Raw genomic sequence first — 16973 nt, 5'->3', positions numbered from 1 at the left:
CATGTAGACTGCACTGAATTGTAATACATCTCCTGGATTGGCATCAAAATTATCAGCTTGTCCGTCTAAATCAAAACCACCTCCAGTATACATTGGTGTTGGCGTTGTACCTGTTCCTGAGAACGTCGTTTCCGCTACTGTAATATCATTTACGGTAGTGTTTCCTGTGTTCTCAACAGTATAAGTATAGGTAATTGTGTTTGTTGCTAAGTCTAATGATGAACTCTTTATAAGCGTTAATTCCGAACTAGATGGTAATGGCGTTACTGTATCATCATCATCGTTACCTGTATCATCCGCTGGATTTCCAGAATCTGAATCGTCACTTACTGTGTTTCCGTTTGGATCTTCTCCTTCCGCTACAGCTGTATTAATAACTTCGCCTGCGTTAACATCGGCTTGTGTGATCGTGTAACTTGCACTTAAGGTCTGATTTGCCATTGGTGCTAAACTTGCAATTGTTCCAACTAATGTTGGTGTTAAATTACTATCCGTGACATCAATACTTGTTACTGTTACGTTACCTGTGTTAGTGACTACGAATGTGTAGTTGATTTGATCGCCTGGACTTACAACGCCGTCTCCGTTGGTATCTACATATGAACTTGTTTTTACTAATGTTAATTCTGGTGTTGATAAGATTGGTAAGTTCGTTGGATCATTAGTATCATCTGCATCGGCATCACTGTTTCCTGGTTGACCTTCGTCATCATTTGGATTCGTACTATCTGATGTATCTGTTACTGCTGTTCCGTTTGGATCTGTTCCATTTACAGTTGCTGTATTTTCTACATTTCCTGCATTAACATCGGCTTGTGTAATCGTGTATATTGATGTTATTGTTCCTGTTTCGGTTTGTTGTAATGTTGATGGACTAACCACTGCATTACTTAATCCGATAGTTGCATCCGTTACCGAGTCTACATTATTAATCGTTGTACTTCCTGTGTTTTCTACTGTGAAAGTATACGTTACTTGATCTCCTGCGCCTAATATACCATCGCCATTAGTATCGGTTAAAGGACTTACGCCTTTAGTTAATGCAATACTACTTGCCGTTGGTAATGGACTTGTTGTTGGATCATTATCTGCTCCTGTATCATCGGCTGCGTTTCCTGAATCCAGTCTACGCGTTACTGGTGTTCCGCTAGCGTCTGTTCCACTGGCTAAAACTTCATTACTAATCGTTCCTGCATTGATATCTGCAGTCTACGCGTTAACATATAACTTGCTGTGAACGTAATAATATCACCTGGGATAGCATCAAAAGCATCCGCATCGCCATCAAGATCTGCACCTCCCATACTATATAATGGACTTGGTGTTGTTCCTGTTCCTGTAAAGGTTGTTTCACCAACTGTTACATCGTTTACTGTTACGTTTCCTGTATTTTCTACTGTATATACATAATCGATTTGATCATTTACATCTAATCCTGTTGGTGCATTATCAACATAAGTACTTGTTTTTACTAAGGTTAATGCTGGTGTTGCTAGGATTGGTGTTGCTGTTGGATCGTTATTTGCACCTGTATCATCGGCTGCATTTCCTGAATCTGATGCATCTGTTACTGCCGCTCCACTTGGATCAGTTCCGTTGGTTACTGCTTCATTAGTTACTATTCCTGCATCAATATCTGCTTGTGTTAAGCTGTACGTTACTGTAAACTGTAATATATTTCCTGGATTAGCATCAAAAGCATCTGCTTGACCATCTAAATCAAAACCACCTCCTGTATATACTGGTGTTGGCGTTGTTCCTGTTCCTGAGAATGTAGTTTCTACTACTGTAATATCGTTTACTGTAGTGTTTCCTGTGTTCTCAACAGTATAAGTGTAGCTAATTGTATTTGTAGCTAAGTTTAATGTTGAACTCTTTGTTAATGTCAACGCTGCACTTAATGGTAATGGTGTTACGGTATCATCATCGCCTGCTCCGGTATCATCTGCTGGATTTCCTGAATCGGAATCATCACTTACGGTATTTCCGTTTGGATCTTCTCCTTCAGCTACAGCGGTATTGATAACCTGTCCTGCATTAACATCTGCTTGCGTAATCGTATAACTTGCACTTAAGGTCTGATTTGACATTGGTGCTAAGCTTGCAATTGTACCAACTAAATTTGGTGTTAAATTACTATCCGTGACATCAATACTAGTTACGGTTACGTTACCTGTGTTAGTTACTACGAATGTGTAGTTAATAGCATCACCTGGACTTACAACTCCGTCTCCGTTGGTATCACTATAAGCACTAGTTTTTACTAATTCGAAAGAAGGATCGCAAACTATAATTTCAGCTGTTGTTGAATTTACACAACCTGTCGTTGCATCTTCAAAAGTATATTCTATAGTATATGTTCCTGCTGCTAAAACTGCTGGATCAAAAGATGTATTAGATACACCATTAATAGTAATATCTGTTGTTGGTCCTCCTGTTGTGAAATCTGGAGTTACTATTGTAGTTAAATCTAAAGCTCCTTCTCCAACACAAACATAAGTTGGAGCAGTTATTACTGGCATTGGTAAAGCATCAATCGTTAAATTCATAACATCAGAAACTGATGTTGTACAACTTCCAACTCCAGTAACAGTTTTTGTTAATTGAACTACTGAAGCTGATTGATCTGCTGTTCCTAATGTATAAATAGGTGTTTCGGCTGATGCATCATCAAACGTTCCATCCCCACTGGTTGACCATACTATAGTTCCTGATGTTGATGTTGCTACTGTTGTAGCTGTACTTAAATCGAAACTTCCGCCATCGGCACAAATAGATTCATCTGATCCTGCACTTACTTCCGGTGTTGGATCTACTGTTACTGTAATTGTTACTGAATCACCTTCACAACTTGCTAATCCGGTTGGTGTAACTACATAAGCTACCGTTAATGATCCGCCTGTTGCATTGGTATACGTATCGTTTGCTATTGCATTACTTGGTAATCCTGTTCCTACTGTAGCATTACTTCCGCCTGCTACTAATCCCGCACTTGGTGTTACACTTACTAGTTCCCAATTAACTGCTGCTGCACTTGTTGGTAAAACCTCTAAGGTTACACCTATAGATTCTGCACTACAAACTGTTGTGTTTAATGCTGTAGAAACTACTGGTTCTGGATTTACTGTAACTACTACTTCAAATGGTGTACCAACACAACTGTTTGGCGTTGCTCCTTCTGGTGTTACTGTATAGGTAATAGTTACTGCGTTTGCTGTAGTATTATTATATGTATCTGTAATGTTTGCTGCACTTCCAACGGTTCTATCTGCTCCTGCTGGCACATTTGCAGCATCTGATGAAGCAACTGTATAAGTAAATGTACTGCCTGGTGATAAAACAGATAAATCATAATCTAAAGCTTCGTCGGAACAAACTGCTTCTGTTTGATTCGATATATTATTTGGTCCTGCATTTATAGTTAAAACTACTGCTGTTCGTGTTGAACTGGAATTACCCGCATCATTTTCAGCTTCTGCATAATAAGTAATCGTACCTACCGTATTTAATGTAGGGCTTGAAACTAAATTACCTACTGTAGCTGCATCATACCAATTTATATTAATACCTGACAACGGTGTAATCGCTGTTGAAGCATCTAATGTTTGCACTGGAGATAAAGCACATTCGGTGATATCTCCTGAGCTTATTGGTGCTGGTGGAGCAGGTGTTATTGTTAGAGTATCTTCATCATCATCATCCCCATCAAAATCACCATTCTCATCTACCGTATTATCTGTTGCTGGATCGCTATCTCCATCGTACTGATCACTAGCTATAATCTGGACTGCATTAGTATACTCTCCCTTGACTCCTGTAGGTGTTTCCACCGTAGCTTCATAAGTTAATATTTGTGCCCCATTTGCTGCTATTGTTAAGCCTGACCAACTTGCAGTATTAACCATTTGCGTACCTCCATTATTTACAGCTGTTAAGGTAAAACCTGAAGGCAAAATGTCTTCGACTCCTACATTTGTTGCTATATCTGGTCCCGCATTACTAACTGTCAATGTAAATATTACAGTTTCTCCTTCATCTGGAACACTATTATTCACATTCTTTACAATACTTAAATCTGCTTGTGCTGGGACAAATTCTGCTCTATCTTCATCATCTTCACTTTGATTTCCATCATCATTTGCTGGATCACTATCTGGATCGTATTGATCACTAGAAGTAATTTGAGTTGTATTTAAATATTCATTAGCGACACCATTAGGCGTATTTACTAGCGCCATAATATTTAATGCAACTGGTGTAACGGTTCCTACATTGCCTACAGTCCAAACTCCTGTAGTAGGGTTATATGCTCCTGGAATATCATCACTTTGATATGTAAAACCACTAGGTAACTGATCTACTACTTCTACATTTGTAGCTATATCTGGACCAATATTTGTGATTTCTATTTTAAAAGTCACGGAATCTCCAACACTAGCTCCTATAGGAAGTACTGTTTTTTCAATAGACAAATCTGCCGATTGAATACTAATTGTAGCAGTATCTTCGTCATCATCTGCTACTCCATCACTGTTGTCATCTATTGTTTCATCCGTTGTAGGATCACTATCTGGGTCAAAATTATCACTCCCTGTTATTTGAGCAAAATTAATATAAGGTCCTGCAGCATTTACGGTTGCATTAAAGGTTAAATTTAATGTCGCTCCATTTAAAATCCCTAGATCTGTCCATGTTATAGTTTGGGTTCCTAAATCGTAGCTTCCTCCATTGGAAACGGTTCCTCCAACAAGTGTATAACCGATAGGTAAAACATCTTCTACATCTACTCCAGATGCATCTGAATTAGTAACCTCCGCATTATTATTAAAAATTGAAATTGTAAATGTTACCAAATCCCCAACATTAACTGAAGAAGGCGCAACTGTTTTTGTTAATTCTAGATCTGCTATAGATTTAATTTCTATAGATACCGTATCTACTTCTGTTCTACATAACCCATTAGATACTGACCATTCGAAAACATAAACTCCAACTGAAGTTCCAGTTACACTTGTATTAGGATCATTAACATTAATTATATTGGCAGCTGTAGGTCCTGAAACCTGGCTCCAAGTACCTGTACCAGAAGATGCTGGTGTTGCACTCAAACTTAATGGTGAAAAATCTTCTATACACTGATCTAATCCTGCATTTACGACATTAGGTTGCGCTAAAACCTCTACCGTCATTGTGTCTGTAAAACTACAACCATCATTATTAGCTGTCGTTGTTGTCCATGTAAATTCATGAACACCAACTGTTAAACCTATTATTAATGTATTAGGATTACTAGGAGATGTTATTGTTGCTGAGTTCCCAGAAGTTTGTGTCCATGCACCAACACCAGAAGTTGTTGGTACTGCTTCAAGGTTTGTAGTAGTTACATCACAAAGCACCTGATCGATACCTGCATCTGCTTCAGATGGTGGTACGTCATTAAAAGTCACAGACACCTTATCCACAGAAGGCTTACATTGTGATGGATCAACAAAAGGTCCATTAGCGACCGTCCAAGTTAAAACGTAAGTACCAAGTGTGGTTATATTAGATAAAGATGTTACTGGGTTATTTGGACTATCTATTACAACTGCTCCGCCAGAAGGATCGTCTGCTGCATTTTCAAAAGACCAAGTTCCTAATCCTACAGTTGGATTAGCAGCGCTGGTTTTATAATCTAATTGACATGCAGTATCATCGTCCAGACCTGCATTAGCCATGCTAGGCTCTTCGTACATAATAATACGTACTGGATCTGAAAGATCATCACAAGAACCTGTATCAAAATTCCATTGTAATACATACAAACCTGGCACTGTTAAATTAGAAATATTACTTGTTGGACTATTAGGAGCATCCACTACAGCAGAACTTCCTGTAGGTGCAAATGAAATAATCCATTTTGCTTCGTCTACTCCTACAGCTATATTACCTGCCATAGTTGCATTACCCATGGTTTCTGTTATACATAACTTTTGATCTGGTCCTGCATCAGGTTTTACAACTGGTGTTTTACTAATATCTACGGTAAAGGAATCTGATGAACCAGGACAAATATTACTAGAAGCGAATGTGTAATCATCGGTAGTATAAGTAAATTCATAAACATTTCCTGGAATTACTGTAGCATTTGCTACAGCACTATTATTTGTAGGGCTATTTGCATATGTAATATTAACACCTGCTGGATTAAGAGAAGTAAGCGTCCAAGTACCCGTGGTATTTTCTGTACCTATCAACTGTACATTTTCTGCATCACACAGCTCAATATCAACTCCGGAGTTCGCAGAAGCTTCCGGCCAAATTTCTACTGTAACATCATCAAATGAAGCTGGACAAAGTGGATTATTTAAACCAGTAATAGTATATCTAAAAGTATATAAACCAGCAACCAATCCATTAACTGTTGTTGTAGCACTACTTGGGCTTAATATATTCGGGTTACTTGGTGCAGGTGCCAATATTGACCACGTTCCAATTTCGGTGTTTGAGTTAAAAGCACTTCCGTTAAGAACAACAGTATTATCGTTACAAATTTCTTGATTTGCACCAGCTGTTGCAGTAGTTACAGGTATGCCTATTTCTATAGTAACCTCATCACTTGTAGAAGGACAAGCTCCACCATCTACAGTCCATTTAAAAACATAGGTTCCAGAAATTGTAAAGTCGACATCTGTATCTGGGTCGTTAATATCCATAATTGCAAAACCACCTGGACCTGAAGCTCTTGTCCATGTACCAGTTAACCCACTTGCACCATCCGCATCCATAGTTACGGATGTATCACATAAGGATAATTGATCTGGACCTGCATTTGTGGTTAATCCGTTTGAAGCAATAACAAGTACTTCATCAAAAGTAGGCGCACACGAACTACCACTTGTATTCGTTATTGTCCATGTAAATGTATATGCATCTCCTGAAGTTATTGTAACAGACGTTGTTGGGTCAGCGCTATTGGTGATAGTAACATTAGTAGTTGGATTCACTGTCCAAGCACCTGTTTCTGTTAATGCTACAGGCATGTTTCCTGCTAAATTGAATGTCGCTGGCAATCCTGTTACACATAAATCTGCCCCAGCTTTCGCTATTGTTGGACTTGGATCTGGACCTGTAAAAACATTAACCAAATCTGAAGAAGGCATTGCACAACCTGAAGGACCAGGATTAAGATAATCGATAGTCCATTCTAATACATAAGTTTGACTCGGCGTATTGAAGCCGGAAGCTATTGTATTTGGATCATTTGGATCCACAAAGGTTATAGTATCTGGACCAGAAACAAATGTCCAAGTACCAAATTCTCCATCAGCTGGAGTATTCCCTACCATATAAGCAGGAGCATCATAACATATATTTTGATCTATTCCAGACGAAGAAGTTGTTAATGTATTAGAAGACACATTTACTTCTACTTCTGATGTTGAATTAGGACAAGAACCTCCTCCTCCTTCGGTTTCATATTGAAACACATAAGAACCAGGAATTAAACCTGAAGCTACAGTTATATTATCGAATGCATTTGCAATTGTAGCTGTATTAGGTCCGCTTATTTGACTCCAAACCGATGTTCCTCCTACAATTGGATTCCCTTGCAAGTCAGCTTCTGTTGTACCACATGGTAAGTTAGTACTTGTACCACTATTAGCAGGTATTGCTGCTCCTGAGCTTGTTACAACAATTGTATCGAAACCATCAGTACATCCTATTGGTAGTGCTCCTCCTATTCTTCTTACAAATTCAAAAACATAATTTCCAGGTGTCGTTAAATCTATATTTAATAGCCCTGAAACACCACTATTTCCCGTTGGAAAAGGTCCTAATGCTGAACCTGCAGGACCACTAACAATTTTATATTGATTAAATCCCGAACCTGTTACTGCTATTGGGATAGAAAAACTTGTAATACCACAATCTCCAATTAAGTCATCTCCTCCATTAGCGGTTATGGTTCTAGACTCTCCCGTAAATCTAACGATATAATTTCTTGACGAATTACAAAGCGTGTTGGCATTTGTTATTGTATATCTAAATGTATAAGGTGCACCAGCGGCAGTTAAGTTGGACACTAACGTTGATGGCGAACTCGGATTTTGAATAGATCCTGGTGCTAACGCTGTACCACCTGTTTGACTCCAAGAAACAGTTTCACCTGTAAATGTTGGCACTGCTCCTTCTAAAGTTAATTCTGACACACCATTATCACAAAGCGTAATAGTTTGGTTACCTGTACCAACCGGAGTTATGTCTTGCGTAGCAGCAGGAACGGTAATAGTCATGGTATCTGAAGCATTTGAACAAGGTCCAACAACAGACCATCTTAAGGTATAAACACCTTCTATCAAACCTGAAACTGTAGTATCTGCATCTTCTATATCCGCAAATGATGGAGAAGAAGGACCACTTACAAAACTCCATTCTCCTTGTTGACCATTAAGACGACAACCACCAAAAGTTGCATCTAAATTAGTTGACAAGGTCGTTGTATAACAATTACCTAGTGTTTGATCAAAGCCTGCGTCTACAGGATCTACTCCACCGTAATTGGTAATATCTATCTCAGAAATGGATTCACAAAATTGTCCAGGTGCATATGGAGCACCTCTAATTATCCACGCAATAGTAGTAACACCACAACTTGTAGATGGCATAGTAAGCGTTGTGGTTGCCGAATTTGGAAAATCTATTGTAACACCTGCATCATTAGATCCCGATGTTATTTGCCAAACTCCTGTTTCTCCTGGATTTGTAGGTGTATTACCTGTCACAACAACACTCCCTGTCGTGTCTGGACAAAACATAATATCACTACCAGCATCTGAAATTGTAATTGGTTCTACTATTACTGTTTTATCTTGAAAAGTGGAAATACCATCACCACAAACAGCAGAAAACCTAAACACATAAGTGTTACCACCAACAACTCCTGTTACTGTTGACACCGAACTATTTGGCGAATCTATTATTACTGAAGGTCCAGAAATCTGCGCCCATTTCACGTCTCCTATTCTTGGTGTCGGATTATTACCTGACAATAGAACAACATCATTTTGGCAAACTGTTTCATTAAGCACACCTGCATTAACGATACAATTTTGCGCATAACTTTGAATGCTTAAAAAAAGTAAAATTAGATATAAACTAACTTTAAAAAACTGGTTTAGAGGAGTAGTTTTTTTTATCATATTGGTATTGATTTTCTAATTATAAAAACGAAACCCTAGGAGTCGTTGGATATCACGTTAAAAAAAATAGATTTTATTATTAAATCGCTTGGCTTGAAATGTTAAAATATTAACATATAACAAAAATAGTTTATTTAACTAAATATGTTAATTTTAAAACAAAATTAAACAAAATAGTTCAAATTATACGATTATGTGTGTTTTTTTGCCGACGAAACAACATTCCCTTAAGTATGTTTCCGTTATTATAATAATAGTTAAGTACTATTTAATATTTCTTTAAGACAATAAAAGATAACAAAAACTCCATTACTATATTTAATTTTTTTTACACATAGTATTCGACAAACCCATACTCTGCTCTAAATATGACAACTAAAACTTAAATTAAGAACCTAAGAATACTTTTCTATATGATCCACTTTAACAATCTACTTACTAATTTGAAACTCATTTTTGATATCACTTAATGATAATTCCATAAAGCTATTTTATGAAATAAAACCATGATTTAACAAAAAATTTTATTAAAAGTCTTTAATTAAACAAAAGTGGTAACCTATTTTAATTAGTTCAACTTAAAAAAATTAATTCCTGTAATTAATTAAAAATTATTCTATAATAAAAAGGTTAAATATTTATTACGATTATACTTCGTCGCAAAACAAAAAAAATCACAACTCTCGCTGTGATTTTTTTTTAATTTTACTGGTATTCTATTTATTTCCAGAAGCCTTCTATTTCTTCAAGAGATTTTCCTTTTGTTTCTGGTATAAATTTATAGGTAACAAAAACGATTACCAATATAAATGTTATGAATATAAAATAAGGTAAAGATCCATTCCAAGGAGCACTATTATTAGTCTCACTTCCCATTACCATTGGAAAAGATTGAGAAACAACATAATTTGCTGCCCATTGTGCAGCAACTGCTACTGACATGGCAACGCTTCTTATTTTGTTAGGAAACATTTCTGATAATAACACCCAAACTACCGGTCCCATTGATAATGCAAAAGAAGCGATAAATATAAGTACGCCTATTAAAGATAACATGCCAACGTTTTGCTGTTGCAATGTAACGCCTAACAGTAAAAAACCAACAATCATTCCTATAGAGCCAATATATAATAATGGTTTTCTTCCAAATTTATCGACAGTAAACATTGCTACAAAAGTAAATATTAAGTTTACAAATGCTAACAGAATTTGCTGTGCTAAAACATCTTCCTTACCAAAACCTAATGCCTTCTCAAAGATATCTGCTCCATAGTATAATACGGCGTTAATACCAGTAAACTGTTGCAACATGGAAAGCACTGTGCCTATTGCGATAATAACTAAAATAGCTTTTGAATAATAACGAACCTTAATACCGTCATTCTTTTTATTTAAAGAGTTTTTTATTTGAATCATTTCTTTTTCGGCAACCTCATCTTCATTAATTTGTTTTAAGACTTTTAAAGCCTCTTCATCCTTTCCTTTTAATGCTAGCCACCTTGGGCTTTTTGGAACAAAAAATAATAGTATTAAAAATAATCCACTAGGTATTAATTCTGACCAAAACATACGACGCCATCCAAACTCAATATTCTCCGCTACAGTTAAATTATTACCAATATAATACGTTGCTAAAAACACTATAAAAAAGCCAATAACAATAGCTAGTTGGTAGTAAGTTACCATACGACCTCGAATATTAGAAGGCGCTATTTCGGCAATATACATAGGTGCATTCATTGAAGCTATACCAATACCCAATCCTCCCAAAATTCTAAAAAAGACTAACATACTTACCGATTGAGGGAATAGTTCTGGTAGCCCTGATCCGTAAGCAGAAAATGTAAATAGAATAGCAGAAATTATTAACGACCATTTTCTTCCTATTTTAATACTTAAAGGTCCTGCTACAATAGCTCCAACAAAACATCCCAAAAGAGCACTACCTACAACCCACCCTTTTAATGCATCACTCAGATCAAAATGTTGAGTAAGGTAGAATTGGGCTCCATTAATAACGCCTGTATCGTAGCCAAAGAGTAAACCTCCTAAGGCAGAGACAGCAGCAACTAGAAGTAAGAAAATACTTTTTTTCATTTTATAATTTTTTAGTTAGAATTTAAATATAGACTTAAAAAAATAAAAAAAAACGGATAAAACACTATGTATGGTTTTTGTCTAGGTAGAATTATGCTTTTTTTGGACATGAAGAATTTTACAACTCGTTATTTACTACAAAAGCACTACTTGTCTAATATAATTACAGCTAATTTTCTTAAATATTAATACTATAAAAGTAGATAATAGCAATTATCGTAACATAAAAAAGACTAGCATTTATTAGTAAATAAAAATTATTACACTTAAAAATTCATATTTTAAAATGCAGCTATTTTTAGAGTTATTAGCAACACCCTTTCTAAAAAAGTTATGAAATAATAAAAAATATTTGTTATGAAAGTATCTGGTGAATTACTAGATTTTCTTTCTGTTTTTTTCGAGTAAAACTTAACGTTTTTAAAATTAATTTTCCTAATTATCCAGATACTAAAACCGTGTATAAAAATCTTTTAAAAGCAATTTTTGAAGTACATCATTTCACTTTTAATGATATGAAAAAGTGACTTTCCTTATAGCTCTATAACTAACGAAATTAGTTACAATTCTACCTTACCTTTATTTATTTGAAATAGATAATAATAATAATAATAACGTAAATTTATTGCATTATAAGTAGATTATTCTCTTTTAAACTTTTAATTAAAGTTTTAGTAAAATCTTTTATGTTTCTTTTGCTTTTAGGAGATTTGGTTACTTCTATATTACCTTGCCATAATAATTCTCGTGCTTTACCAGGACAAATACAATACAATGTAGTTTCTGTAAAATAAATTGTATACTGCTCTTGATCCTCTTTGTAAAACAATTTTTGATTTCCATAATAGTAATTATCGAATGTTTTGTGTTGCCCTGTTCCTAAAGCGTCATAAATAGATATTAAAGCCACTTTAGTTTCTTGCCCTGTTACCTTAGTTAATATTATCGCTTCGAAACCAGCTTCTAATAATTGAGATTCTAAAGCATTTAACTCTTCTATTGTTTGCTTTCTATTAGTAAAAGATGTCTCGAAAAAATCGATACTTTTAACTCCTATCATATTATTTTTCTCTAAAGCTTCAGCTACATTTTTTTCAAAACCTCTTCGCAATTCAATATCTGCTGTCATACCAATTACTAGCACTTTATTAGCTTCAAAAGTATAAGTTTCTGGGTTTTTATATTCATTTTCCAATCTACTCGATGAGCAGCCAGAGCAAAACATAATAATTAAAAATGCAGTTGTAATTAGTTTATTCATCTTCATATTAATTTAATAATCGTTTACTTTTATTCGCTTTCATTACCTTTTTAATTATGGCATAAATTTGTTTTTTTAGTGTTTTAAATTCTGTATTAAAAGCAATAGTTTCAAACATTATTTTATAGTGCACATCCTTATAATCTTGTAATTCGTTAGGCATAATAACAGCATCTAAAAGTGTTTGCAGATTATTTTTATGATTCTCTACTTTAAAAAGTAAAGGTTTTAATTCTTTCTCTAATAAAACAAGCTCTGTTGCAATAGCTTTAACTTCTTCAAAAGTTTTTTCTGAAATTAAATCTAAGGTATACTCCTTTATTAATTCATTTAAAAAATCTAATTCATCTCTTTTAAAAAGAAGCTGCGATAAACAGGCAAGCGTGTCTTTATGGAGATCTTCTGGACTATGAAACTTGATGAATTTTAAATGTGTGTGTACTGTATTCATAATTTTATGTTCTTTTAAAATTAATAATTACTTATAAATATATTTTACTCTTAACAACATCAGAAGTAATGCCCTCCTCTGCTCCTTTGCATTACAATAGGTTATGATATTTTCGATTGACAAACCTTCATCTTTTACAAAAACTTTGATAATTTGCTCGTCCTAATTTTTGATTATATCAATTAACTAAAGGCTTACCATTCTTTCTTCGGATGGAATAACTAAAAAAGGCACGCTAGTATGATATACCATTTTATTAATGATTGGTGTAAATAATAAGTTCTCAAAAAAGCTATGTTTGTTGTGAATCATGACTAAAAAATTAATTTTATTATTTGTTTCGAAAGCCTCAATTACTTCAATTAAATCTTGATCTTCTCCTATATAAAACTCGTGAGCATTGTCTATAAAAAAAGCATCTAAAAACACTTTTGTCCGTTTCTGCTTTTCTTCTAATGGTAGATGATAATAGGCATTTAAAAAATGTAATTTGGAATTGTGCTCTTTGCAAAACTCTCGAATAAGCTCTAAGTAGCGATTAGATTTCTCTACTTTATAGTCTGTTGGAAATAGTATATTCTTTGGCGTTTGATACTTAAAATTAGACGGTACAACAATTACTGGACATTTTAATTTTTTAATAGCATACATAGTTTGCGATCCTAAAAACACTTCTTTTACTCCAGATGCACCTTTGGTTCCCATTATTACCGTGTCTATAGTCTTCTCGCTTATAATTTCTGTCATCTCTAGAATGAGTAAGTTAAAAGCCGAAATTGAAGTAAATGTATGTTTTTTATTAGGCCATTCTTTATTAATTAACGCTTCTAATGCTCTTAATTTTAAATTAGCAGTTTCTTTTTCAATTTCGTAAATTTTCAATGCAGTATAAGTATCTAACATATTTCCAGAACTTACAATTGATGGTGTATATGTGTGAAGAATAAAAAAATTACATTCTACATTTTTATAAAACTGTACTGCGTATGAAATAGCATTGTAGGCGTTATCCGAAAAATCTGTTGGTAATAAAATACGTTTCATATTTTTAGTATTTGAAGTTATTCTCTGCGTAAATTTTGAAGCACCAGGAATGGAATTTTAATCTCTAGACCTATTTTATCTATTGTAGAATTGTAAAGTAAGTCTTCAAGGTACGAGTGCCTTTGGTTTACCATAACCAGTAAGTCTATATTTTGATCTTGAATGGTATTATTAATAGTTTCTGTAATATTGTCTGCTTCTATTTGCAAAAATTTAAACTTATTATTATCGAAAGCAGAATCTAAAAACATTTGATTATCGAGCTGCCTATGCGATAAATGTTTAGTTTTAGACACATACACCATCTGTATTGTAGAAACATAACGCATTGCCAAACTACTTAATAGTTTAAGTTCTCTACGCTTAAAAGGAAGCATATAATCTGTTGGAAATAATATATGTTTAGGATGCATATCGTGATATGTTGCCGGAACCACCAATACAGGACATTGTACATATTTAATTACCTTTACAGTATTACTACCAAAGGTTATTTTAGGATTGTCTGTTTTGCCTTTTGTACCCATAACAACGGCATCCACGTTTTCACTATCCACATAATCATTAATAACATCTACGATGCTTCCAAATTTTGATTGACTGTTGTACACATGTCGTGGATTAGGTGAAATTTCAAGTATTTCTAAAATTACTTTTTGTAATTTATTGTTTACATTTCCTTGAATTTCATCCTTGTATTCTTCAAAATAATCTCTGGACATTTCAGTTGTATTCTCATAAACTTCATCTGCAAAAGCATGGATTATAGTAATGTCACTTTTATCGTATTTAAATAACTCTAAAGCATATTTAATTGCATTTGTTGCTGTTTCCGAAAAGTCTGTAGAAATAAGTATCTTTTTCATATTGGTTTAGAAGTAAGAATTAACATACTCAAAGCTATAACAGATACTTGATAATTAAAATGATATATATCAGTAAATTAAAGTGTTATTCATGTAGAACCAAAAATGGAATCTTAGTATGATAACTCATCTTAACAACAGATGGCTTAAAGAGAAGCATCTCGAAAAAATTAAGATTCTTGGCTATAATAGCAACCATATCTACATGCATAGAATCTATAAACTCCTGCAAACCTTCTTGAAAATTTAAATGATTGACTCTGTGAAAACTACTATTGGTAGCCTTAAAATAGTCCTTTAAGTAGCTTCTGTTCTTAAATTGAGTCTGTGTTAAAGCTACTTTCGGGTTTACAATTCTAATAACTTTTATACTAGAATTATGTAGGTTGGTAATTGCTGTTAGCGTGTCTAAAACTTTACTTTTATAAATGGAATTATAATCTGTTGGAAATGCAATATTTACAGGAACAGAAAATCTAGCATTTTCCGGTATTACTAAAACAGGGCATTTAACCTTAGTAATTACAGACTGCGCATGCGTGCCAATAATTTTACTTTTATCTGCTGAAAAACCTTGGGTTCCCATGATAATTAAATCTATATCATGAGTATTTATTAGCTCTTTTAAGCCCTCATTAAAACTGGTTTCTAAATGATCTATTATAATATTAGAGTCTTTTAATGAAGACATCTCTAACATTTTTTTTTATTATTTTCTAACGCTTGATAAACCTGGCTGGTTGGTAACATCTCACCTGTTATGTAACTACTTAAAGTCTCGAATGCCGATGGTAATATGTCCGGGTGTTCTATATGTGCCAACACAAAGTTAACGTCATAGTTTCTAAAAAAAGCTAACGCAAATTGCGTAGCATTCCATGCATTTTCTGAAAAATCTGTTGGAATTAAAATTTTCTTCATTACTAATACTTTTACCACATATTTAGGAACATGGTGTAACAAAAGTATTACTCACTTTTAAAACAAATAATGATAAATATCAGTAAACCTCTTATTACTCTACATTTTCCAATGCTTCTAGATCAATAATTTTAATATTCCTGCCTTCTATTTCAATGAGTTTATCTTTTTTAAATCCTGAAAGTGTACGTATTAAACTTTCTGTTGCTATTCCGGCAACACTTGCTAAATCGTATCGTGAGATTTTAATAGCCTCTTCTGGTTTTTTATTTAAAACTTTAGCGAACTGAAGGATTGTTTGTGCCGTTTTTTTTCTAACAGAACTGTATGCCATTTGCAGTAATTGCGCTTTAATTTCCGATATATTTTCGGTTAAAACATTCATAAGTTCTATAGACACATTTTGACTTTTACCAAGAACGTCCTTTAAAACTAGTTTAGAAATACCTGTTAACGCTACATCTTCTACAGCAGTAGCCGATTCTTGATATGGCACATTATCTAAAAACGATGTAAAACCAAGAAAATCATCTGCCTTATGCAGTGCGGTAATTAATTCTTTTCCGCTCTCGTCTATTCTATGACTTTTTATAACTCCTTTTATAATTAAATAGACCTTGTTTGAGTGCTCACCTTCTTTATAAACACTTTCTCCTTTTAAATAGCTTTCTACTGTTCCATTATCATCAAAAAAATTCTTGAGCTCGTTGAGACTCATTAAATTCTCTTCACTATCTACTTTAGAAATTTCTGGCTTTTCAGAAACCATTTTAAATAGTATTTGCGATTTCGCTAATCGACTCTCAATAGCACTTAACAATTCTTCTTCTTCAAAAGGCTTAGTAAGATAATCGTCTGCACCTAAATCCATTCCTTTTCTTATACCTTTATGCTCTGTAATAGCAGACAAAAATATAAATGGAATGTGCATAGTTTTCTCGTGAGTTGATACAGCATTTAACACTCCGTAACCATCTGTTTCTGGCATCATAATATCACAGACTATTAAATCTGGAAGATGTTGTTTAGCCTTCTCAATTCCTATTGCACCATTTGCAGCCATTATAACGTTATAATTTGAGAGCTCTAAAAGCTCTGCTGTATTTTCACGTAATGCCAAATCATCCTCAATTAATAATATCGTTTGCATA

At 34.1% G+C, this 16973-nt stretch carries 10 protein-coding genes; all 10 read right to left on the bottom strand.

Annotation, left to right across the window (positions count from 1 at the left end):
* Window positions 1-1047, bottom strand: a 1047-nt coding sequence (locus ASC44_RS15975; protein ID WP_420835946.1) for a DUF7507 domain-containing protein, incomplete at its 3' end; no start/stop codon positions are given.
* Between the two features lie 119 nt (window positions 1048-1166).
* Window positions 1167-9182 carry a DUF7507 domain-containing protein gene (locus ASC44_RS15970; protein WP_055448628.1) on the bottom strand — a complete coding sequence of 2672 codons (8016 nt, stop codon included), beginning with the start codon at window positions 9180-9182 and terminating at the stop codon, window positions 1167-1169.
* Between the two features lie 720 nt (window positions 9183-9902).
* On the bottom strand, window positions 9903-11279 hold the full coding sequence (locus ASC44_RS15965; protein WP_055448627.1) for a sugar porter family MFS transporter: 1377 nt from the start codon (window positions 11277-11279) through the stop codon (window positions 9903-9905).
* A 622-nt stretch (window positions 11280-11901) separates the two neighbouring features.
* A complete protein-coding gene (locus tag ASC44_RS15960; RefSeq protein WP_152973357.1) occupies window positions 11902-12540 on the bottom strand; it encodes a hypothetical protein in 639 nt (212 codons plus the stop codon).
* Between the two features lie 7 nt (window positions 12541-12547).
* The gene (locus ASC44_RS15955; RefSeq protein ID WP_055448625.1) at window positions 12548-12991 is read right to left on the bottom strand and encodes a hypothetical protein; all 444 of its coding nucleotides are present in this window, start codon (window positions 12989-12991) and stop codon (window positions 12548-12550) included.
* 186 nt (window positions 12992-13177) lie between these two features.
* The gene (locus ASC44_RS15950) at window positions 13178-14035 is read right to left on the bottom strand and encodes a universal stress protein (RefSeq protein WP_055448624.1); all 858 of its coding nucleotides are present in this window, start codon (window positions 14033-14035) and stop codon (window positions 13178-13180) included.
* Window positions 14036-14052: 17 nt separating this feature from the next.
* Window positions 14053-14901 carry a universal stress protein gene (locus tag ASC44_RS15945; RefSeq protein WP_055448623.1) on the bottom strand — a complete coding sequence of 283 codons (849 nt, stop codon included), beginning with the start codon at window positions 14899-14901 and terminating at the stop codon, window positions 14053-14055.
* An 85-nt stretch (window positions 14902-14986) separates the two neighbouring features.
* On the bottom strand, window positions 14987-15592 hold the full coding sequence (locus ASC44_RS15940; RefSeq protein WP_161805032.1) for a universal stress protein: 606 nt from the start codon (window positions 15590-15592) through the stop codon (window positions 14987-14989).
* A gap of 2 nt (window positions 15593-15594) precedes the next feature.
* On the bottom strand, window positions 15595-15822 hold the full coding sequence (locus tag ASC44_RS15935; protein ID WP_152973356.1) for a universal stress protein: 228 nt from the start codon (window positions 15820-15822) through the stop codon (window positions 15595-15597).
* A 94-nt stretch (window positions 15823-15916) separates the two neighbouring features.
* On the bottom strand, window positions 15917-16972 hold the full coding sequence (locus tag ASC44_RS15930; protein WP_055448620.1) for a response regulator: 1056 nt from the start codon (window positions 16970-16972) through the stop codon (window positions 15917-15919).
* Window position 16973 lies beyond the last annotated feature (1 nt).

Origin of the sequence: Lacinutrix mariniflava (genome assembly GCF_001418015.1) — a bacterium.
GTDB lineage: Bacteria > Bacteroidota > Bacteroidia > Flavobacteriales > Flavobacteriaceae > Lacinutrix > Lacinutrix mariniflava.
This window is presented reverse-complemented; position numbering and strand designations above follow the sequence as displayed.

Excerpts from the sequence above, each read along its gene's own strand:
- ASC44_RS15930 (WP_055448620.1), bottom strand. The coding sequence starts at position 16,972 with ATGCAAACGATATTATTAATTGAGGATGATTTGGCATTACGTGAAAAT.
- ASC44_RS15945 (WP_055448623.1), bottom strand. The coding sequence starts at position 14,901 with ATGAAAAAGATACTTATTTCTACAGACTTTTCGGAAACAGCAACAAAT.
- ASC44_RS15940 (WP_161805032.1), bottom strand. The coding sequence starts at position 15,592 with ATGTCTTCATTAAAAGACTCTAATATTATAATAGATCATTTAGAAACC.
- ASC44_RS15950 (WP_055448624.1), bottom strand. The coding sequence starts at position 14,035 with ATGAAACGTATTTTATTACCAACAGATTTTTCGGATAACGCCTACAAT.
- ASC44_RS15935 (WP_152973356.1), bottom strand. The coding sequence starts at position 15,822 with ATGAAGAAAATTTTAATTCCAACAGATTTTTCAGAAAATGCATGGAAT.
- ASC44_RS15955 (WP_055448625.1), bottom strand. The coding sequence starts at position 12,991 with ATGAATACAGTACACACACATTTAAAATTCATCAAGTTTCATAGTCCA.
- ASC44_RS15965 (WP_055448627.1), bottom strand. The coding sequence starts at position 11,279 with ATGAAAAAAAGTATTTTCTTACTTCTAGTTGCTGCTGTCTCTGCCTTA.
- ASC44_RS15960 (WP_152973357.1), bottom strand. The coding sequence starts at position 12,540 with ATGAATAAACTAATTACAACTGCATTTTTAATTATTATGTTTTGCTCT.
- ASC44_RS15970 (WP_055448628.1), bottom strand. The coding sequence starts at position 9,182 with ATGATAAAAAAAACTACTCCTCTAAACCAGTTTTTTAAAGTTAGTTTA.